Here is a 19,003-nt window from a genome sequence, read left to right on the forward strand (position 1 = left end):
CTGTATCAAAGAAACGGCGCCGAATAATCTAGTCCTGCAACCCACCGTCATGCCTCTGGAGGATTCGCCATGCCACGCTTCAGTCTTGCCCAGCTCCGCTGTCAGCTACGTCTCCAACTGCATCAGTACCGCCACTACCGCCGTAGCCGCCGCCAGCTACTGACCCTGGATGACCGGCTGCTCGAGGATATTGGTATCACCCGCGCCCAGGCAGCCCAAGAAGGCCATAAAGCGTTCTGGAAACATACGTCCCTTGAGGAGACTCCCCATGAAAAGTGCTGACTACTACCTGCTGGACGTCTTTACCGAGCAGCCATTTACCGGCAACCCGCTCGCGGTTTTTCTGGCGTCCGATGAATTGGACACCTCCACCATGCAGGCCTTGGCCAATGAACTGAATCTGGCAGAAACGGTGTTTTTGAGTGCCGCCACGCAAACGAACCATTATCCGATGCGGATTTTCACGCCGACGAGAGAACTCCCGTTTGCAGGCCACCCAACAGTGGGTACTGCACACTTGCTGGCAGCATTGGAACTCGCCAACCCCGCTCACCCCCTGGTGCTTCACCCACCCATTGGTGCGCTGACGGTTCGCTACGAAAACGGCCAGGCCATGTTCACGACGTCGCAACCAGCCCTACTGGCCGCCAGCCCGATCGACCGGCTGACGGCCGTTGAGCTGCTGGGGCTCGATATCCATCAGGTGATAGGCGACCCCGTCATGGCCTCCCTGGGGCTGCCCTTTCATTTGATCGAGCTGGCCGATGTGAAGGCGCTGGAGAACATCCGCATTTCATCGGCACTTTGGGCCAGTGCCGTGATGACCAGCGAGGCCCCCCAGGTTTATCTTTACGTCATCGAACGACACGAGGCGACCCGCACGGTGGTTCGTAGCCGCATGTTCTGCATGCATGCCAGCCTTTGCGAAGACCCCGCAACCGGCAGTGCCGCCGCCGCCCTGACCCACTATCTGGCATCGCTCACCAGCGACGCACTGCATTGCACGATTCATCAGGGCATTGAAATGGGCCGTCCCAGCATCATCGAAACGGCTGCGAATGGTCAGCTCGAAGCTGGGCATGTGCAAGTGGGAGGGCACGCCGTTCTGGTGGGCAAGGGAACCATGAGGCTCAATGCCCATTAGGGGTCGGTTTGTCGGCCATCGTGGCAGCATGAGCCAGCAGTTCATCTCCTGTCATTCCCATCAACGGTGCAGACTGTGTGCCTGTCGAGGTACATTTCGAAGTCTACGAATAACAAATCCGTCAGGAGAGCCCCATGCAAAGCCATACCCCGTATCCAGCTGACCGCGCATTGGCCGACATCAAGGCGATAGCAGGCGCAGTCGACCCAGAGCGTTTAGCCAATGACTTGGCAACGGTGGCCAAATTTGGTGCTCGTTCAGATGGTGGTGTGGCGCGCCTTGCGCTCGACGATAACGATACCAGGGCCAGGCTGTGGCTCATTGAGCAGGCCAGTGCACTGGGGGCAACGGCAAGCGTGGACGCCATCGGCAACGTGTTTCTCGACGTACCCGGTAGCGACCCTACGCTCGATCCCGTCGTCACGGGAAGTCACTTGGACAGCCAGCCGACCGGCGGCAAGTACGATGGGGCGCTGGGCGTGATGGCCGGGCTGGAGGCGCTTCGCGCGCTAAAACGAGCGGGGTTTGCTCCACGCCGCCCGCTATCACTGGTGAGCTGGACCAATGAAGAAGGCGCGCGCTTCTCACCAGGCACCTCCGGTTCCGCAGTCTTTTGTGGTGTACGTAGCCTGGAGGAAACGCGCTCAGTCAAAGACAGCGAAGGCGTAAGTCTTGGGCATGCTTTAGATACTTGCCTGGAAGAACTGGACGCCGCCGGTGTACCGCGCCGCCCTTTGGCAACGCCCATGCACTCCTTTCTGGAATTGCATATTGAGCAAGGCCCCATTCTGGAGCGCAGCGGTGCTGCAGTGGGCGTTGTCGAAGGTATTCAAGGCGTCAGTTGGTTTGAAGTCACGGTCATTGGAAACGCTAACCACGCAGGCACCACCCCGCGTGCCATGCGCCGCGATGCGCTAGAGGGCGCCTGCGCACTGGCCACGGCATTACGAGAAAGCGCGAAAGACAGCGAAGACCGAGTACGCTTTACCATTGGCAAGTTCGCCGTTGGCCCTGGTTCGGTGAATACCATTCCAGACCAAGTGACCTTCAGTATCGACTTACGCCACCCAGAAGCGGCCACGCTAAAAGCGCTGGAAGCCGAATTCAATCAGCTCACTCAGCAAACCTGGGCGGGGTGCCAAGCCACCCTGACACCGCTATCGCGCGTCGAGCCCGTCGCCTTTCCTACGACACTCACCGCCTTGCTTGATAACACAGCAAACGCACTGGGCATGGCTGCGCCACGTTTGGTATCAGGAGCCTTTCACGACGCCATTCATCTCGCCAGGCACTGCACGACAGCCATGCTGTTTGTACCCTGCCGCGATGGCCTGAGCCATCACCCCGATGAGCACACCAACCTCGACGACGCTGTCGCAGGCACTCAGTTACTGGCCGCCAGCCTGGCGAGCTTGAGCCAATAAGGAGAGCGACATGGCAAAAGGCACCCGTGGCACTCGCCGCAATGCCGCCACCGGCGAAAGCTACCTACCACACCAGGAGCCACGCTATCGTGAAATAGCCAGCTTCTTACGTGCGCCGCTAGCCGACTCATTGGATGAACTTGATATTGCACTGGTAGGCATTCCTTTTGATGGCGGCGTCAGCAATCGTCCCGGCACCCGCCATGGACCTCGTGAAATTCGCAATCAATCAAGCATGATGCGAAGCTTGCACCATATTACCCGCCAGGATCCCATGGCTCAGGCGCGAATTGCTGACATCGGCGACGTTCGCTTTTCATCGATTTACGACCTTGAGCAGGTCTCTAACGATATTGCCGATCATTATTCCGCTATTCGTCGTGCGGGCGTTATGCCGCTCAGTATTGGTGGCGACCACTCGATCACCTATCCCATTCTGCGGGGCTTAGCGGCCGATGGCCCAGTAGGACTGATCCATATCGATGCCCATACCGACACCTGGGATGAATTTCAGGGCTCCAAATTTCACCACGGAGGCCCCTTCCGGCTCGCCTGTGAGCACGGTTTGATTGACCCTAAACGCACGGTGCAGATCGGTATTCGCGGCGCACAAAACACCACCCAAGGCTGGGACTACTCCGATGCAACTGGCATGCGGGTGATGTTTATGGAGGAAGTGGATGCACTGGGTATTGAAGCGGTTATCAGCGAGGCTAAGCGCGTGGTGGGAGGTGGCCCGGTCTACCTCTCCTTCGATATCGACAGCATCGACCCCGCGTTCGCGCCTGGCACCGGTACACCAGAAGTCGGCGGACTTACCAGCCTGCAGGCACTCAAACTGGTGCGAGGTTTTCGCGGCCTACCACTGATCGGTGCCGATGTGGTGGAAGTCTCTCCACCGTTTGATCACACGGGAAATACAGCACTGCTGGGGGCGACCATCATGTATGAGCTGCTGTGCTTGATGGCTGAGCAGGTGGCAACTGGTGAAGGGCACACACGATGACGCTTTAGCCATCGGCAACTTGGCAAAGCGTCATTACGCGGGTGCTACAAACATGGTGGATTACCGCCATTAATCGCCGGCACAATCTCAAGAACGCCTAATAAGTCGCTGCCTTCCGCCCCGCGCGGCGCCAACACCATCACGCCCGCTTCCGGCAGGCTGGTGCCGGAGAGGACATTTCCGAAAATCATTTGAGCCGGAGTACGGTGGCCCACGAGTACGCGATTTTTTCCCGGCGCCATTGGCTCGCTAAACAGACGTCGATGTTCAGACAGAACCCAGTCGAGACGACCGCGGGAATAATCATCCGCGAGCAGGCTATCGGTCACGCTCACTCTCTCGACACCGAACGCCAGTTCAGCGGTATCACGCGCACGGTACACCGGGCCAGACAAAATAGGTTCCTCGACAGGGATGCCCAGCTCTTCGATCCGTTTACCTAGCTCAACCGCTTGTTCGCGGCCCATTGATGAGATATTGCGCTGCCCCTCTCGCCCGGCGCTATCGTTATAGGTATCGCACTGCTGCCCAGAGGTATCGGCATGGCGGATATACATCACCAGCCCGCCTTCACGAAGGCGTTCCAACAGTGCTGTGCCCTCGTCGGATTCAATGCTGAATGCCTGAACGGCTGGCTGAGCATAAGCACCTTGAGCACCGACACTGGTTACAGCCAGTATCGCGAGAAGCCCAAGCAGAATTCTTGCCATTGGAACATGCCCCTTTGTTTTGGGATCACGGAACATCACACCCGAACATCGTGACGCACTCCTCAAGCCGTCAACCCAATCCCTCTCAAAATCACCGAGGTCACCGACTGCACGGCTTTTTCGAACTGCAGGTCGTCCAGCGGTTTATCGTCGTTGAGCAGGTAGATCTGGTAGTCGAAATCGGCGTAGTGCTGGGTAGAGGCCCAGATCATGTAGAGCAGGTACGAAGGCTCGACGGGGTTGATTTGGCCGGAGTCGATCCACTCGCGAATTTTCGACTCTTTCAGCTTGGCCCATTCATAGAGGTTATCACGCAGCCGCTCCTTGAGAATCGGGGCGCCCTGCATCACTTCGGCCGCCCATATCTTGGAACCATGGGCGCGGTAGCGGGAATGATTCATTTTGGCGCGAATGTAGGTGGAGAGCACCACCCGTGGGTCGTCGTACAGCTCGAAGCAGAGCGCGTCCTGCTTCCACACCTCCAGCAGCGCCAGCAGCACCTCCTGGTAGAGCGCCTTCTTGGTCGAGAAATAGTAGTGCACGTTGGACTTTGGCAGGTCGGCCAACTGGGCAATGTCGCCCATGGAGGCACCGGCGTAGCCTTTTTCGGCAAACAGCTGCTCCGCCGCTTGAAGGATTTTCTTGACGTTGGTTTGCCGTATTTCGTCCTGTGTTCTCGCCACGCTGGTATCCCTTTGCAACCGTCCGCTCACAATACGCACCAAAAACTGCACCACCGCCCCACGAGGATGCAGGCGGTGGTGCAGAGAAGATGGCGTAGTTAGCGCATCGCGTCAACGCTGGCTGGTGGGAAACGAGAACTCCGCCCGGGTGGCTTCGCTGACGGAGGGCCAGCGTTGGGAAACCGCTTTTCGGCGCGTGTAGAAGCGCACCGAGTCTGGGCCGTAGGCGTGGAGGTCGCCAAACAGCGAGCGCTTCCAGCCGCCAAAGCTGTGGTAGGCCACCGGCACGGGCAGCGGTACATTCACCCCTACCATGCCCACTTCGATACCGTCGGTGAAGCGGCGGGCGGCTTCGCCATCGCGGGTGAACAGGCAGGTGCCGTTGCCGTATTCGTGGTCGTTGATCAGCTGCATGGCGTCGTCCAGGCTGCCGACCCGCACCACGCAGAGTACCGGCCCGAAGATCTCTTCCTGATAAATGCGCATCTCCGCAGTGACGTGATCGAACAGACAGCCACCGACGAAATAGCCCTCTTCATGGCCAGCGACACTCAGGCCGCGCCCATCCGCCACGAGCGAAGCGCCAGCGTTAACGCCCTCTTCGATAAACCCAAGCACTTTATCGCGATGTTCGGCGGTAACCAGAGGGCCCATATCGAGACCTTTATCGGTACCGGGGCCCACCTTCAACTGGGCGATCTTGGGCAGCATGGTTTCGACCAGACGGTCGGCGGTTTCATCACCGACGCACACCGCCACCGATATCGCCATGCAGCGCTCGCCGCAGCTGCCGTAGGCGGCGCCCATCAGCGTGTTGGCGGCGTTTTCCAGGTCGGCGTCCGGCAGAATCACTGCGTGGTTTTTGGCGCCACCCAGCGCCTGAACGCGCTTGCCTGCCGCCGAGCCACGGGAGTAGATCGCCTCTGCCACGGGGGTAGAGCCCACGAACGAAATGGCTTTTACGGCCTTGGCATCCAGCAGGGTTTCTACCGCTTCGCGACCGCCATGCACCACGTTCATCACGCCTTTGGGCAGCCCGGCCTCCTGCAACAGTTCGGCCACGGCCATGGCGGCCGACGGGTCTTTTTCGGAGGGCTTGAGGATAAAGGTATTACCGCAGGCAATCGCCATGGGGTACATCCACAGTGGCACCATGGCGGGGAAGTTGAACGGCGTAATGCCCGCCACCACGCCCAACGGCTGGAAGTTAGACCACGCATCGATGCCCGGCCCCACGTTGTGGGAGTACTCGCCTTTCAGTAACTCCGGCACGCCGCAGGCGTACTCGACGTTCTCAATACCGCGCTTCAGCTCGCCCATGGCGTCTTCCACCGTCTTGCCATGCTCTTCGCTGACCAGCTGCACCAGGCGTTCGGCGTGCTCTTCCAGCAGCTGCTTGAAGCGGTACATGACCTGGGCACGCTTGGCGGGCGGCGTATCACGCCAGGCAGGAAACGCCGCCTGAGCCGCAGCAATGGCTCTCTCCACATCTGCTGCGCTGGCATCCGCCACTTGGCGAACCACCTTGCCCGTGGAGGGGTTGGTCACATCCAGCGTACGCTGGCTTTCCACCAGCTCACCATTAATCAGGTGGGAAACAACACTCATCATGAAACTCCGAAACAGGGTGGGCCAGGGTTATGCCAGGGAATCCAGGGTACTGGCGACGGCATCGAACAAACGCTCAAGCTCGGCTTCCGTGGTGCCAAAGGGAGGGCCGAACTGCAGGGTGTCACCGCCGTAGCGCACGTAAAAACCGGCTTCCCACAACGCCATATGGGCATCGCGGGGGCGAATCGTCGGGTCGCCGTTACGCGGCGCAAGCTGCAGGGCACCGGCCAGGCCGTAGTTGCGAATATCGACGATATGTTGACGGCCTTTCAGGGCGTGCAGCTTCTGCTCGAACACCGGAGCAATCGCACTGACCTGCGCGGGGAAGTCCTCACGCTCGAACAGTTCCAGCGCCGCCAGGCCAGCGGCACAGGCCACGGGGTGAGCGCTGTAGGTGTAACCATGGGGAAACTCGATGGCATGCTGCGGGCCACCGGCGTGCATGAAGGTGTCGAAAATCTCCCGGGAGGCGATCACGGCCCCCATGGGCACCGCCCCATTGGTGATCTGCTTGGCCACGTTCATGATGTCCGGCGTGACGCCAAACGCTTCGGCACCGGTGGTCGCCCCACTGCGGCCAAAGGCGGTAATCACCTCATCGAAAATCAGCAGAATATCGTGGGCGGTGCAGATCTCCCGCAGCCGATCCAAATAGCCTTTTGGCGGCACGATCACCCCCGCCGAGCCCGACATGGGCTCCACGATCACGGCGGCAATGGTCGAGGCATCGTGCAGTGCGATTTGATCCAGCAGCGCATCGGCCAGCTCAGCGCCGGTTTCCGCCTGGCCACGGGTGTACGCATGGCCCGTCTGCAGCGTGTGGGGCAGGTGCGTCACGTCCATCAACTGGCCGTAGTGCTTGCGGTTACCGCCAATGCCCCCCAGGCTGGTGCCGCCGATATTCACCCCGTGGTAGCCCTTGGCGCGGCCAATCATGCGGGTTTTTTCCGGCTTCCCCTTCAACCGCCAATACGCCTTGGCCATCTTGACCGAGGTATCGGCGGCTTCTGAGCCAGAGTTGGTGAAAAACACGTGATCCAGCCCAGCAGGCGTTAAGCTGGCGACCTTTTCTGCCAGCTTGAACGCCAGCGGATGGCCTATCTGAAAGCCGGGGGCAAAATCCAGCGTGCCCAACTGCGCCGCTACTGCTTTTTGAATCTCTTCCCGGTTATGTCCCGCCCCGCAGGTCCACAGGCCAGAGAGCGAATCGAACAGCTTGCGCCCCTGGTCATCGATGTAATAACGCCCTTCGGCGCCCGCAATCATGCGCGGGTTGGCGCGGAAATCGCGGTTCGCGCTGAACGGCATCCAGAAATGCTGGTTGAGGGCGGTGCCTGATCCAGGCTGCTCAGCCGTCTTTTCCGCTGACTGGGCGGTTGTTTTACTTTTTAAACCAAACATAGTGTCCAGCTCCGTCGCTATGAGACATGCCCTCAGCATGCGCCACCCACTACGTTTATAAAATCATGCTTTTCTTTTGTTCACGTTAGGGAATAGATACGTAACAGTGCGCCACTGGGAACCCGAGGCCCTCATTGTGGCTAAACGTCAGCCAACTGCCTGCGTGCCAACTCGGCGAACTGTTTGCGCGAGGGTTTGAGCGCCACCTGCGGCGGCCAGGGTAGCCAGGCATCGGGGACCATGAAGCCCGGCAGCGCCTCGCGTACCCAGGCGGCCAGGGCCTTGTGGCAGAGCGCATCGGTTTGCGGTTCGATGAAGGCCACCGGGCGCTCGCCCCACTCCGGGTGCGGCACGGCCACCACCAGCGCCTGGGCCACGCCCGGGTAGTCGACCAGCCGCTGCTCGATGCTCTCTGGCTGTATGTTTTCACCGCCGGAAATGAACACGTTGTCGAGCCGCCCTTCGACGACGAGCGCCTGCTGGTCGTCGAAGTAGCCCCGGTCACGGGTGGCGAACCAGCCCTCGTCGTTGACGGCGGGGTCCAGCGCGCCATCGGCCAGATAGCCGCTGAACAGCGTGTCGCCCTTGACCTGAATTTCGCCGTCCACCACCCGCACCTGACGCCCCGGCAAGGGCTGCCCCACCACGCCAGGGGCGGAGGGCGAGCCGGTACACACCTGGCTGGCCATTTCCGACAGCCCATAGCTGACCTTGGGCGTCAGCCCCAGGCGCTGCAAGCGTTCGACCAGCGGCGCGGGAATGGCCGCCCCCCCCAGTAGCAGCTCGCGGAGCTGGGTGTGTCGAGGGTCGAAGCCTTCCCTCAAGAGCCGCCAAAGCTGCGTCGGCACCAATGAAAGATGGGTAATAGGCTGCTGCATCAGTCGTTCAGCCAGCGGTCGAGTCGTATCGTCCAGCACCAGCCGCCCCCCGGCCAGAAAGACCCGAAACGCAATGGCATAGCCTCCCACATGAAACAGCGGCAGCGAAAGCAGCCAGCCGCTATCCAGGTCCACAGGAATCAGCGACGCCGAACCTCGCGCCGAGGCCAGATGATTGCCCACCCGGTGCAGCACCGCCTTGGGCGGGCCGCTGGAGCCGGAGGTGAGGATGGTGTTGCTGCGCTGGCTCGCGTACAAGACCGGTGGCTCGCCGGGGTCGGCCTCCGCACGGTAGTCGAGGGAAATCGGCGGCAGCTCGGAAGAGTAGGCAAAGTTACTTTCCGGCTGGCATACCCGGGTGACCTGCATCCGCCGCGCCAGCGCCTGCTGCTGAGCCACGGGAAACGCCGGATTCAGCGGGCAGAATACCACCCCTGCCCGCAGGCAGGCCCAGGCCAGCAGCACGCCCTGCAACGACCCTCGGGTGGGAACCAAAAGGGGCATACCCGGCATCAAGCCCTGCCTGGCCAACTGCTGGGCCAGGGATGCCACGCGCCGGTTCAACGTGCGATAGCTCAGGCGCACCTCGCCCGCCTCCACCGCGATATGCTCCGGCGTCTGCTGGGCCCAGTAGTGAATGGGGCATGTCTCGGTCACGGGGAAAGCTCCTTGCAGTCGTCGCCAGCGGCGGCGTGGTAGAGGCTGTGCAGCCGCGCGTGTCGCAACTCACCGGCTGGCGAGAGAAGTGATTCGCTGAACGCCTGGGCGGTATCCAGCCCCGCAGGCTCCTCAGGAGCCCACTGCCGGGCCAGGCAGCTCAACTGCCCCAACCCCCACTGAGATTCGAAACTGGATGAGACCACCACCCGCAAACGGTGGGCCCTGGCACGCCGAACCAACGCCTGGCAAGCTGCGAACCCGCCAATCAGCGTCGGCTTGATGACCAGCGCCGCCAACCGGGGGTGCGGCGCCCAGGCAGTGCCGCGCTGCAGGGTTTCATCCAGGGCGATGTCGATGCCCGTGGCGTCCGCCACGGCGATGCTGTCGGCCAGCGTAGCACAGGGCTCCTCCAGGTAATCGATTTGGGCAGGCGAGAGCTGCTGGCAAAAGCGCAGTGCCTGCTCGCGCTGCCAGCCACCGTTGGCATCGAGGATCAGTCGCGTGTTGGGTAGCCACTTGGCAAGGCTTGCGATCAACGCCAGCTCCGCATCGCTCGAGTAGCGGGCCACCTTCAGCTTGATGCGCTCTGGTGGAGCAGCCTGCCATTGGGCCACGCGCTCCGGCAGTGCACTCATCAGCGCTTGCGGGGAGCCCTGCAGCAATGGGTAGGGCGGCAAAGGAGCAGGCAGGAAAGCAGGCCAGCGGTGCCGGGCGCAGTCGAAACCAAACTGTACTGAAGGTAACGTTGGTTTGGCTGTCTCACCGCGCTCTATAGCCGCCAGGCAGGCCAGGCTCTCGGCGGTGGCGTCAGCGAGGGTTTCTGTGGAGAAGCCAGGCAAAGGGGCTATCTCGCCCCACTGGCCGTTGATCGTGACTAACAGCCCTTCTCTGCTCGCCAACCGCTGACCTTTGAACATCAGCGGCTGGCGAAACGGTAGCGAGTAGCGGTAAAGCGCCAGCGCCATCAGGGGTTGCGCGGATAGCGCGAGAAGTCCGGGCGGCGCTTTTCATTGAAGGCGTTGCGCCCTTCCTGCCCCTCGTCGGTCATGTAGAAGAGCATGGTGGCATTGCCCGCCAGCTCCTGCAGTCCGGCCTGGCCGTCGCAATCGGCGTTCAGCGCCGCTTTCAGGCAACGCAGCGCCATGGGGCTATGCTGCAGCATTTCACGGCACCAGCGAACGCTCTCTCGCTCCAGCTCGGCCACCGGCACCACGTGGTTCACCAGCCCCATCTCCAACGCCTGGGCGGCGCTGTACTGTCGGCACAGGAACCATATTTCACGGGCTTTTTTCTGGCCGACGATTCTCGCCATGTAGGAAGCCCCGTAGCCCCCGTCAAACGACCCCACCTTGGGGCCCGTTTGCCCGAAAACGGCGTTGTCGGCGGCGATGGTCAGGTCACACATCATGTGCAGCACGTGGCCACCGCCAATGGCGTAGCCCGCCACCATGGCGATGATCGGCTTGGGGCAGGTGCGAAGGTCACGCTGGAAATCCAGTACGTTGAGGTGATGGGTGCCCGCCTCGTCGCGGTAGCCGCCGTAGTCGCCACGAATGCGCTGGTCGCCCCCGGAGCAAAAGGCCTGTTCGCCCGCCCCGGTCAGCAGAATCGCGCCGATGGCGCTGTCGTGGCGCGCCCGGCCCAGGGCATGGATCATCTCGCTCACCGTTTGCGGGCGAAACGCATTGCGCACCTCAGGGCGATTGATGGTGATCCGGGCAATGCCCTCCTCAGCGGTGTGATAGAGGATGTCCTGGTACTCCTGCGAGGCGTCCTGCCATGCGATGGGGGCATACAGTGCCTGTTCCGTGAGTCCTTCGATCATGCTGACCTCGTGCTTTATCAGGGGTGTGCGTTCTTTTTGATACGACCGTATTCGCGGGCGGGCCTCAGCGCAGCCAGCCCACGGCCACCAGAGCCAGCGCCAACAGGCTCAACAGGGCCGCCAGGCCGTACATCAGCCATTTGTTGCGAGTGTCCTGGCCCAGGCTCAGGTCGAATAGGCCATGGCGCAGCCGGTGGGCGGCATGAAACAGCGGCAAGCACACGGCGGCGCCGATGAACAGCACGCCGGGCAGGCTGAACAGCAGGCGGGAGGCCCGCTCGTGGCCAAGCGCCTCGGCGGGCAGCAGGCCCAACGGCAGCAATAGCCCGATGAACAGAATCACCGCAGGCAACACCACGGCAAAACAGACGCCCCCGGCACTGAACAGCCCCCACCACAGGGGCTCGTCATAGGCTTGCCGAGGCTGACCAAGGGTTGCTTTTTGATGTGAGGTTTTCATGCGCCGCCCCTCCCCAAGAGCCAGAACAACACGACCGCCACTGCCACGACCCCCGCCCACTGGCCAGCAACGATGGCACCAGCGGGCACGCTGCGCCCCGCCACGCGCAGCGGCATGACCCGAGGAAACAGCACGAAGAAGGTGGCCGCGTGATAGAGGCTGGCCACCAGCGCCAGCGCGTTCAGCAGCAGCACCAGCGGCGAGCCCATGAAGGCCACCCAGCCCTGCCAGCTCGCCGGGCCCTGCAACAGCGCGAACACCCCTGCCAACAGGCAGAGAATGAAAAACACCAGCGGCACCACCGTGGCTTCGCGCAGCATATAGCGCTTGAAGAAACCGTGCTTCAGCCACCAGTTGCGCTTCAAGGGCGGCAGCCGTTGTGATGATGATTTTTCCATGAGGCACTCTCCCGACGGTTCGTTCTGGCCAATCAGCCCTTGAACAGCGCGATCAGCGTATGTTTGGCGGCCTCGACCTTGCCCTGGTTGACCGCAGCGGCCGGGTCGACGTGCTTGGGGCATACCTGCGAGCAGAAGCCCACGAAGGTACAGCTCCAGACCCCATCATGGCGGTTGAGCTGCGCCATGCGCTGGCGTTTGCCCTGGTCCCGGCTATCCAGGTTGTAACGGTGTGCCAGGGTTAGCGCCGCAGGCCCCAGAAACTCCGGGTTCAAACCAAACTGCGGGCACGCCGAATAGCACAGGCCACAGTTGATGCAGTTGGCAAACTGCCGATAGCGCGCCAGCTGTTCAGGCGTTTGTGTGTGGGGCTGCGCCTCGCCGGGGTCGAAGGTCTGCACCGGGTCCTGTTCGATCAGGTAGGGCTTCACCGCCGCCAGGTGCTCCAGGAACAGCGCCATATCCACGACCAGGTCCCGCTGCACGGGAAAGTGCGCCAGCGGCTCGATACGAATCTCGTCAGGGTAGTCGCGCAGGAAGGTTTTACAACCCAGCTTGGGAATGCCGTTGACCATGACGCCGCAGGAGCCACAAATCGCCATTCGGCAAGACCAGCGGTAGCTCAGCGTGCTGTCCTGCTGCTCCTTGATATGGTTCAACGCGTCGAGAAGCGAGGTGCTGTCCTCCACCGCAACGTCGTAGGTTTGCCAGTAGGGTTCCGCTGCGCTGTCGGGCAGGTAACGCTTGATACTGATGTGCTTGTTCATGCCTTGCCTCCCTTGGCCGCATCCCCGTAAACCCGCGCGGCCGGGGCCGAAAAGCGGGTATCCACCGCCTGCCAGCGCAGCTCGGCGGGCGCATCACCCTGGTAAAACACCTGGCTATGCTTGAGATAGCCCACGTCGTCGCGGGCCTGCAGGCCCTCGTCCAGACGCTGGTGGGCACCCCGGGATTCGCGACGCTCCAACGCGGCCAGGCACGACGCCTCGGCGATCTCTAGCCCGTAGCCAAACTCCAGACACTCCAGCAGCTCGGTATTGAATATCTTGCTGGTGTCACTGACTCGCACCTGGGCATAGCGCTGGCGCAGCTGGCGAAGGGTATCCAACGCCTGCTGCATGCCTGCTTCGGTGCGGTAAATGCCGCAGCCGCTCTCCATGGCCTGCACCATGGCGTGCTTGAGCGTCACCCAGGATTCACCGCTGCCCTGGCCATCGCAGAGCGTGGCCAGCCGCGCCTGCTGCCGCTGGGCCTGCGCCTGCAAGACCGGCAGCGCCACCCAGTCGGTGCGGGCAGCCCGCTGGCTGGCCTGCTCCCCGGCCAAACGGCCAAAAACCAGCAGCTCGGTCAGCGAGTTGGAGCCCAGCCGGTTGGCCCCATGCAGACCTACCGAGGCACACTCCCCGGCGGCGTACAGCCCCGCAATGGTCGTTTCGCACTGGGGATCGGTTTCGATGCCGCCCATGGTGTAGTGCACCGCAGGCCGAATCGGGATCGGCTCCTTGACGGGGTCGACGTTGATATAGGATTTGGCCAGCTCGCAGATGAACGGCAGGCGCTCATGCAGATAGTCGGCGCCCAGGTGGCGAAGGTCGAGATAGACCACGTCGCTGTCGCCAAACTTGCCGGTACGCCCGGCCTGCTGCTCCTGCCAGAACGCCTGGGAGAGCTTGTCCCGAGGGCCCAGCTCCATGTACTTGTTTTCCGGCTTGCCCAGGGGTGTTTCCGGCCCCAGGCCGTAGTCCTGGAGGTAGCGGTACCCCTCCTTGTTGAGCAGAATACCGCCTTCCCCCCGGCACGCTTCGGTGATCAGGATGCCCGAGCCGGGCAGGCCGGTGGGGTGGTACTGCACGAACTCCATGTCGCGCAGCGCCACGCCGTGGCGGTAGGCCATGGCCATGCCGTCACCGGTGACGATGCCCGCATTGGTGTTGAAGCGAAACAGCCGCCCGGCCCCGCCGGTGGCCAACACCACTGCCTTGGCACGCAACAGCAGCAGCTCACCCGTGGCGACCTGCAGAGCAATGACGCCCACCACGGCCCCTTCGTGCACGGCCAGGTCCAGTACGAAGTACTCGTCGAAGCGTTCGATCTCGGGGTATTTCAGCGAGGTCTGAAACAGCGTGTGCAGCATATGGAAGCCGGTCTTGTCGGCAGCAAACCAGGTGCGCGCGGTTTTCATGCCGCCAAAGCGGCGCACCTGTATGCGGCCATCGGGCTGGCGGCTCCAGGGGCAGCCCCAGCGCTCCATCTGCACCAGCTCCTGGTAGGCGTGGCGCACGAAGTAGTCCACCACGCCCTGCTCCACCAGCCAGTCGCCCCCGGAAACCGTGTCGTCGAAGTGCGCCTGAAACGAGTCCTCGTCACTGGTCACCGCCGCCGCGCCCCCTTCGGCCGCCACCGTGTGGGAGCGCATGGGATACACCTTGGACACCAGCGCAATGCGCTGCGCGTGACCGCCCTGTTTGGCCTGCTCGGCGGCCGCGATGGCGGCCCGCAGGCCCGCGCCCCCACCGCCGACGATGACGATATCCACATCCTGCTGCTGCATGGCACCCCCTTGTGCGGCTGCACTACTCATGACGCGATTCCGGCCTGCGCACGGCCTGCCGCCCTGCTGATGAAGCGACGTTATCACAGCCCGACAGGCCCTCGGCGTTGATCTAAAGCATGATTGATATAGATCAAATAAACCGCGACTTGCCTTGCCTATGCTTTCCCTGACACCCGTGAAACACCACGCTGAACCTCATCTCTGCTGTGCTCACTCAGGCAAGGCGCTACGGCTTGCCGATAACTTATCGAGAGGTCGTCATGAACCTTAGCGCTTCGCTCCGCTCTCGCTGGCCGCTGCTCGCGCCACTGGCCACCACGCTGGTGATCGCCCTGCTGCCTACCCCGGCCGGGCTACCGCCCCATGCCTGGTACTTCTTCGCCATCTTCATGGGCTGCGTGGTCGGCCTGATTCTGGAACCCTTGCCCGGCGCGGTCATCGGGCTGGTCGGCGTCACCTTGGTAGCGCTGCTTTCCCGCTGGGCACTGTTTTCCCCAGAGCAGCTGGCCAACGACGGCTTCAACGCCGCCAACCAGGCCTTCGCCTGGGCGATCTCGGGGTTCACTAACTCCACCGTCTGGCTGATTTTCGGTGCCTTCATGTTTGCCCTGGGGTATGAAAAGACCGGGCTGGGGCGGCGGATCTCGCTGTGGCTAGTGCATGCCATGGGCAAGCGCACGCTGACCCTGGGCTACGCGGTGATGATCGCCGATGGCATTCTGGCCCCCTTTACGCCCTCCAATACGGCGCGCAGCGCAGGCACCATCTATCCGGTCATTCGTAACCTGCCGCCGCTGTACGACTCGCACCCCAACGACCCCAGCATGAAGCGCATGGGCAGCTTCCTGATGTGGACCGCCATTGCGGCCACCTGCGTGACCAGCTCGATGTTTCTCACCGCCCTGGCACCGAACCTGCTGGCCATCGCGCTCACTGAAAGCGCCACGGGCATCCATATCAGTTGGGGGCAGTGGTTCGTGGCGGTGGTGCCGGTGGGGCTCCTTCTGCTGCTGTTGGTGCCGCTGCTGTGCTACTGGCTGTGCGCCCCGGAGGTAAAGGCCGGGCATGAGATCTCCGACTGGGCGAAAGGGGAGCTGCAGAACCTGGGCCCACTGACCCGCCACGAAATCGTGCTGGTCATCATGGTGGTCACCGCGCTGCTGCTGTGGATCTTCGCTGGCGACCGGGTATCGGCGTCACTGGTGGGACTGGTGGTCATCTGCGGCATGCTACTGACCGGCATGGTGAGCTGGAACGACATTCTCGATAACCGCGCTGCCTGGAACACCTTCGTGTGGTTTGCCACCCTGGTGGCTCTGGCGGGCGGCTTGAGCCAGGTAGGCTTCGTGGGCTGGTTCGGCAACCTGGTGGGTGGGCAGATCAGCCACTTCGACCCGCTGGTGGCCATGGTCGCCCTGGTGGTCATCTTCTACGTTCTGCACTACTTCTTCGCCAGCATCACCGCCCACGTAACTGCTCTACTGCCGGTCATGCTGGCGGCAGCTTCAGGCATTGCGGGGCTGGACATGCAGCTGTTCATTCTGCTGTTGCTGCCCACCCTGGGTTTCATGGGCATTCTGACCCCTTATGGCACCGGCCCCAGCCCGGTGTATTACGGCAGCGGCTACTTGCCCAGCGCGCTGTACTGGCGCCTGGGGGCCATCTTCGGACTGCTGTTCCTGGTGGCCTGGCTAGCCATTGGTCTGCCTTGGCTACTGCTGATTCAGTGAGCCATGTACTGACTCAGTGCACCATACGCTTGCCGCGCCTCAGCGCGGCAGCGTCTGTGCCAAGTGCTGTGCCAGTTGCTGTGACAAGTGCCCTGCCATGGCCTTGGGGTGTTCCACATGCAGGTTATGGCCGCCCGGCAGCGCCCAGTGGCGCAGGCGTGGCGCGTGCTGCGTCAGGCGATTGGCCAAGGTGTTGAACTTATGGTCCCGCAGGCCGGAGAAATAGCCCACGGGCAGGTCGGTCTCGGCCAGCCACTGCCAGAGAGAGGGCTGCCGACCCAACGAGGTGGCCCGCAGCATGTGCGCCACGGCGGGGCCATGGTTGGCCAACCGGCACTGAATCTGACGCTGGCGCTGTGAGGCCGTCAAATCGGCAAACACCGGCTGCTGGTACCATGCTGTCAGCACGTCGGCCAGCGGCGACTGCTCAAAACGCTGCGCCCAGTGCTCATCGTGGGCGCGGCGCGCTTCTCGCTCTGGCGCGGCCAGCCCGGGGTGCGCGCTCTCCAACCACAGCGCCTCCAAACCGGCGGGCCGCTGGCTGGCATGATAGAGCGCCAGTCGGCCACCCAGGGAGTAGCCCAGCAGGCCATAACGCCCCACGCCCGCCTCGACCAGCGTGCCGCTGAGCCAGTCATGAAAATCCGCAAAAGAGCCTACTGCAGGCGTGGTGGGCTGCCCATGCCCCGGCAGGTTCAGCGCCAGGCAGCGCACGCCTGGCTGCGCGTGTTCCAGCGCCTCGCCAAGCGCCTGCCAATCGTCCCTATCGCCCAGCAGGCCGTGCAGCATTACCAGCGTAAAGGGCAGCGAAGGGTCAGGATGCATGGGCTGCCTCCCGGAGCCACGCGCCCAAAGCCTGCAGCGCATCGGTGGCCTGCTGATGGGGCACCGTGACCTCGATCAGCGTCACCCCGGCTTCCAGCGCCTGGGTGTAGGCCTCGCCAAACGCCGCCAGCGTGGTCGGTGCGGCATAGTTCAGGTGAAACATGCGCGCCGCATGCTCGAACGCGAGCCCGTGGGGTTGGCGATAGTAGCGCTCCAGCAGGTCGCCTTCGTCCGGCACCGGCAGCATGTGGAAAATGCTACCGCCATCGTTATTCAGCACCACCACGACCAGCGGCGCTTTGGCCCTGGCCAGCAGCGCCAGGCTGTTGAGGTCGTGAAGCGCGCTGGTGTCGCCCAGAATCACCGTGGTGGGTTCATCGGTCGTGCAGGCCAGCCCATACGCAGAGGCCAGCAGCCCATCGATGCCCGACGCCCCGCGATTGGCCATCACCCGCAGCGGCGTCGAACGGGTCGAGCCCAGCATGTTCATCAGCCGGGCGGGCAGGCTGTTGCCCACGAACAGCGCCCCTCTGGCCAGTTGCGCCACCTGATGACACACCCCCAGCTCGGAAAACTCCGCCGTATAGCATTCGATGCCCTGGCGGGTGCGCTGCTGAAGGTACGCCAGGGTATGCCAGGGGGGCTGGGCAGGCCCGGCGGGCAGCGTGGCGATGGCCTCGGCGGGCGTGCACACCAGCCGCTGGGTAAGGGTGAAGTCCGGGTCCAGGCGCTGGGGTAACGGGTCGACCAGCCACGCCTGCTGCCAGGGGTGGCTTGCAATCATCTGGGTCAGGCGCTTGGAAATCAGCCTGCCGCCAAACTGCAGCAGCACGTTGGCGCGGCCCAACTCGGCGCTGACCTGTGGGTCCTGAAGGGCCAGGTCCATGTGCACCAGGTGGCGCGGGTCGCCATGCAGCTGGCTTTGCAGGTCGGCCAACAGCGGCCAGCCCAGCTGCTCGGCCAGGGCCGCAATGGGGGCCGCCTGCTGGGGGTCATCGATGCGCCCCACCACGATTACCCCGCGCTGCCGGGTGAAGGCGGCGGGCCATGCCACCGGCAAGGCGGCAGGAGCGGTTTGCCAGGCGCTCCAAGGGGCATCGCTGTGCTGCCAGCGCGAAAGCGGCACCAGGTAGTCGCTGGCCTCCACGGGCGGGCCGGAAGGGTAGAGCGGTTCGCGGTAGCGGCAGTTGAAGTGCACCGGGCCCGGCAGGCGGTGCTGCCGCGCCATGGCCTGGTCGATCGTGCTGAGCAAATAGGCGGCGGGAATCTCGCGGTTGGGGGTCGGCAAGTCGTGGTGCGCCACCGTGTGGCGGGCGAAGATATCCCGCTGGTCGATGGCCTGGTTACTGCCGTTATCCAGCAGCTCGATGGGCCGGTCGGCAGACAGAATCACCAGCGGCACGCCCAGCAGCGCGGCTTCCACCACGGCCGGATAAAGGTTGGCCACCGCCGTGCCGGACGTGGTGATCACCGCCACCGGCTGCTGGGCGCCTCGGGCCAGGCCCAGCGCCATGAACCCCAGCCCGCGCTCGTCGAAGTGAGTATGGCAGCGCAGCCCGGCGTGCTCGCTGGCCGCCATGGTCAGCGGGGTGGAGCGCGAGCCCGGCGCCACGACTACCTCGCGCAGCCCCCAGCGGTACAGCTCTTCCAACAGCAGCGACGCCCAAACGTGGTTAAAGGTGGCGTAATGCATC

18 protein-coding genes are annotated in these 19,003 nt (G+C 63.0%); 5 read left to right on the top strand and 13 right to left on the bottom strand.

What is annotated here, in order from left to right:
- Nucleotides 1-69 precede the first annotated feature (69 nt).
- The 4 genes from RVM26_RS13630 (at nucleotide 70) to speB (ending at nucleotide 3,574) form a co-directional block, all read left to right on the top strand.
- Nucleotides 70-282: a DUF1127 domain-containing protein gene (locus tag RVM26_RS13630; RefSeq protein ID WP_193461462.1), complete on the top strand. Its 213-nt coding sequence runs from the start codon at nucleotides 70-72 to the stop codon at nucleotides 280-282.
- Nucleotides 269-1,144, top strand: coding sequence for a PhzF family phenazine biosynthesis protein (locus RVM26_RS13635; protein WP_498939185.1), 876 nt, complete (start codon nucleotides 269-271; stop codon nucleotides 1,142-1,144). Before RVM26_RS13630 ends, RVM26_RS13635 begins: the two co-directional genes overlap by 14 nt.
- A gap of 134 nt (nucleotides 1,145-1,278) precedes the next feature.
- Nucleotides 1,279-2,568: a M20 family metallo-hydrolase gene (locus RVM26_RS13640; protein ID WP_498939187.1), complete on the top strand. Its 1,290-nt coding sequence runs from the start codon at nucleotides 1,279-1,281 to the stop codon at nucleotides 2,566-2,568.
- A gap of 10 nt (nucleotides 2,569-2,578) precedes the next feature.
- The gene (speB, locus tag RVM26_RS13645; RefSeq protein WP_498939189.1) at nucleotides 2,579-3,574 is read left to right on the top strand and encodes an agmatinase; all 996 of its coding nucleotides are present in this window, start codon (nucleotides 2,579-2,581) and stop codon (nucleotides 3,572-3,574) included.
- A 44-nt stretch (nucleotides 3,575-3,618) separates the two neighbouring features.
- Here speB and RVM26_RS13650 read toward each other — a convergent pair whose 3' ends face one another.
- The 11 genes from RVM26_RS13650 to frdA form a co-directional block, all read right to left on the bottom strand.
- Nucleotides 3,619-4,284, bottom strand: coding sequence for a histidine phosphatase family protein (locus RVM26_RS13650; RefSeq protein WP_498939191.1), 666 nt, complete (start codon nucleotides 4,282-4,284; stop codon nucleotides 3,619-3,621).
- A gap of 62 nt (nucleotides 4,285-4,346) precedes the next feature.
- Nucleotides 4,347-4,967, bottom strand: coding sequence for a TetR/AcrR family transcriptional regulator (locus RVM26_RS13655; protein ID WP_016915179.1), 621 nt, complete (start codon nucleotides 4,965-4,967; stop codon nucleotides 4,347-4,349).
- A 111-nt stretch (nucleotides 4,968-5,078) separates the two neighbouring features.
- Nucleotides 5,079-6,575, bottom strand: coding sequence for a CoA-acylating methylmalonate-semialdehyde dehydrogenase (locus tag RVM26_RS13660; RefSeq protein WP_498939194.1), 1,497 nt, complete (start codon nucleotides 6,573-6,575; stop codon nucleotides 5,079-5,081).
- A 30-nt stretch (nucleotides 6,576-6,605) separates the two neighbouring features.
- The gene (gene aptA / locus RVM26_RS13665) at nucleotides 6,606-7,979 is read right to left on the bottom strand and encodes an omega-aminotransferase AptA (RefSeq protein ID WP_497152390.1); all 1,374 of its coding nucleotides are present in this window, start codon (nucleotides 7,977-7,979) and stop codon (nucleotides 6,606-6,608) included.
- A gap of 140 nt (nucleotides 7,980-8,119) precedes the next feature.
- On the bottom strand, nucleotides 8,120-9,514 hold the full coding sequence (locus RVM26_RS13670) for an AMP-binding protein (RefSeq protein ID WP_498939196.1): 1,395 nt from the start codon (nucleotides 9,512-9,514) through the stop codon (nucleotides 8,120-8,122).
- Nucleotides 9,511-10,482: an o-succinylbenzoate synthase gene (menC, locus tag RVM26_RS13675; protein WP_498939198.1), complete on the bottom strand. Its 972-nt coding sequence runs from the start codon at nucleotides 10,480-10,482 to the stop codon at nucleotides 9,511-9,513. The genes RVM26_RS13670 and menC overlap by 4 nt, the downstream gene beginning before the upstream one ends.
- Nucleotides 10,482-11,342 (bottom strand): 1,4-dihydroxy-2-naphthoyl-CoA synthase, encoded by an 861-nt coding sequence (gene menB / locus RVM26_RS13680; protein ID WP_498939200.1) that lies wholly within the window; start codon nucleotides 11,340-11,342, stop codon nucleotides 10,482-10,484. Before menB ends, menC begins: the two co-directional genes overlap by 1 nt.
- A gap of 64 nt (nucleotides 11,343-11,406) precedes the next feature.
- Complete coding sequence (frdD, locus tag RVM26_RS13685; protein WP_287808790.1) at nucleotides 11,407-11,802, bottom strand: fumarate reductase subunit FrdD; 396 nt, start codon at nucleotides 11,800-11,802, stop codon at nucleotides 11,407-11,409.
- Nucleotides 11,799-12,200: a fumarate reductase subunit C gene (locus RVM26_RS13690; RefSeq protein WP_016915187.1), complete on the bottom strand. Its 402-nt coding sequence runs from the start codon at nucleotides 12,198-12,200 to the stop codon at nucleotides 11,799-11,801. Before RVM26_RS13690 ends, frdD begins: the two co-directional genes overlap by 4 nt.
- Nucleotides 12,201-12,232: 32 nt before the next feature.
- Complete coding sequence (locus tag RVM26_RS13695) at nucleotides 12,233-12,967, bottom strand: succinate dehydrogenase/fumarate reductase iron-sulfur subunit (protein ID WP_463005015.1); 735 nt, start codon at nucleotides 12,965-12,967, stop codon at nucleotides 12,233-12,235.
- Nucleotides 12,964-14,751: a fumarate reductase (quinol) flavoprotein subunit gene (frdA, locus tag RVM26_RS13700; RefSeq protein ID WP_096923386.1), complete on the bottom strand. Its 1,788-nt coding sequence runs from the start codon at nucleotides 14,749-14,751 to the stop codon at nucleotides 12,964-12,966. The genes RVM26_RS13695 and frdA overlap by 4 nt, the downstream gene beginning before the upstream one ends.
- 263 nt (nucleotides 14,752-15,014) lie before the next feature.
- On the opposite strand from frdA, the gene RVM26_RS13705 reads away from it, so the two are divergent.
- Nucleotides 15,015-16,484, top strand: a complete 1,470-nt coding sequence (locus tag RVM26_RS13705; protein ID WP_498939203.1) for an anion permease — start codon at nucleotides 15,015-15,017, stop codon at nucleotides 16,482-16,484.
- A gap of 39 nt (nucleotides 16,485-16,523) precedes the next feature.
- Here the strand turns inward: RVM26_RS13705 and menH are convergent, their stop codons facing one another.
- Nucleotides 16,524-17,309: a 2-succinyl-6-hydroxy-2,4-cyclohexadiene-1-carboxylate synthase gene (gene menH, locus RVM26_RS13710; protein ID WP_498939205.1), complete on the bottom strand. Its 786-nt coding sequence runs from the start codon at nucleotides 17,307-17,309 to the stop codon at nucleotides 16,524-16,526.
- Nucleotides 17,299-19,002 (bottom strand): 2-succinyl-5-enolpyruvyl-6-hydroxy-3-cyclohexene-1-carboxylate synthase, encoded by a 1,704-nt coding sequence (gene menD, locus RVM26_RS13715; protein ID WP_498939207.1) that lies wholly within the window; start codon nucleotides 19,000-19,002, stop codon nucleotides 17,299-17,301. Before menD ends, menH begins: the two co-directional genes overlap by 11 nt.
- Between the last annotated feature and the right edge of the window lies 1 nt (nucleotide 19,003).

The organism is Halomonas sp. KM072, from assembly GCF_050710315.1.
Taxonomy (GTDB): Bacteria; Pseudomonadota; Gammaproteobacteria; order Pseudomonadales; family Halomonadaceae; genus Vreelandella; species Vreelandella hamiltonii.

Coding starts and splice junctions, on each gene's coding strand:
- RVM26_RS13630 (WP_193461462.1), top strand. CDS start 70: ATGCCACGCTTCAGTCTTGCCCAGCTCCGCTGTCAGCTACGTCTCCAA.
- RVM26_RS13635 (WP_498939185.1), top strand. CDS start 269: ATGAAAAGTGCTGACTACTACCTGCTGGACGTCTTTACCGAGCAGCCA.
- RVM26_RS13640 (WP_498939187.1), top strand. CDS start 1,279: ATGCAAAGCCATACCCCGTATCCAGCTGACCGCGCATTGGCCGACATC.
- speB (WP_498939189.1), top strand. CDS start 2,579: ATGGCAAAAGGCACCCGTGGCACTCGCCGCAATGCCGCCACCGGCGAA.
- RVM26_RS13650 (WP_498939191.1), bottom strand. CDS start 4,284: ATGGCAAGAATTCTGCTTGGGCTTCTCGCGATACTGGCTGTAACCAGT.
- RVM26_RS13660 (WP_498939194.1), bottom strand. CDS start 6,575: ATGAGTGTTGTTTCCCACCTGATTAATGGTGAGCTGGTGGAAAGCCAG.
- aptA (WP_497152390.1), bottom strand. CDS start 7,979: ATGTTTGGTTTAAAAAGTAAAACAACCGCCCAGTCAGCGGAAAAGACG.
- menC (WP_498939198.1), bottom strand. CDS start 10,482: ATGGCGCTGGCGCTTTACCGCTACTCGCTACCGTTTCGCCAGCCGCTG.
- menB (WP_498939200.1), bottom strand. CDS start 11,342: ATGATCGAAGGACTCACGGAACAGGCACTGTATGCCCCCATCGCATGG.
- frdD (WP_287808790.1), bottom strand. CDS start 11,802: ATGAAAACCTCACATCAAAAAGCAACCCTTGGTCAGCCTCGGCAAGCC.
- RVM26_RS13690 (WP_016915187.1), bottom strand. CDS start 12,200: ATGGAAAAATCATCATCACAACGGCTGCCGCCCTTGAAGCGCAACTGG.
- RVM26_RS13695 (WP_463005015.1), bottom strand. CDS start 12,967: ATGAACAAGCACATCAGTATCAAGCGTTACCTGCCCGACAGCGCAGCG.
- frdA (WP_096923386.1), bottom strand. CDS start 14,751: ATGCAGCAGCAGGATGTGGATATCGTCATCGTCGGCGGTGGGGGCGCG.
- RVM26_RS13705 (WP_498939203.1), top strand. CDS start 15,015: ATGAACCTTAGCGCTTCGCTCCGCTCTCGCTGGCCGCTGCTCGCGCCA.
- menH (WP_498939205.1), bottom strand. CDS start 17,309: ATGCATCCTGACCCTTCGCTGCCCTTTACGCTGGTAATGCTGCACGGC.
- menD (WP_498939207.1), bottom strand. CDS start 19,002: ATGCATTACGCCACCTTTAACCACGTTTGGGCGTCGCTGCTGTTGGAA.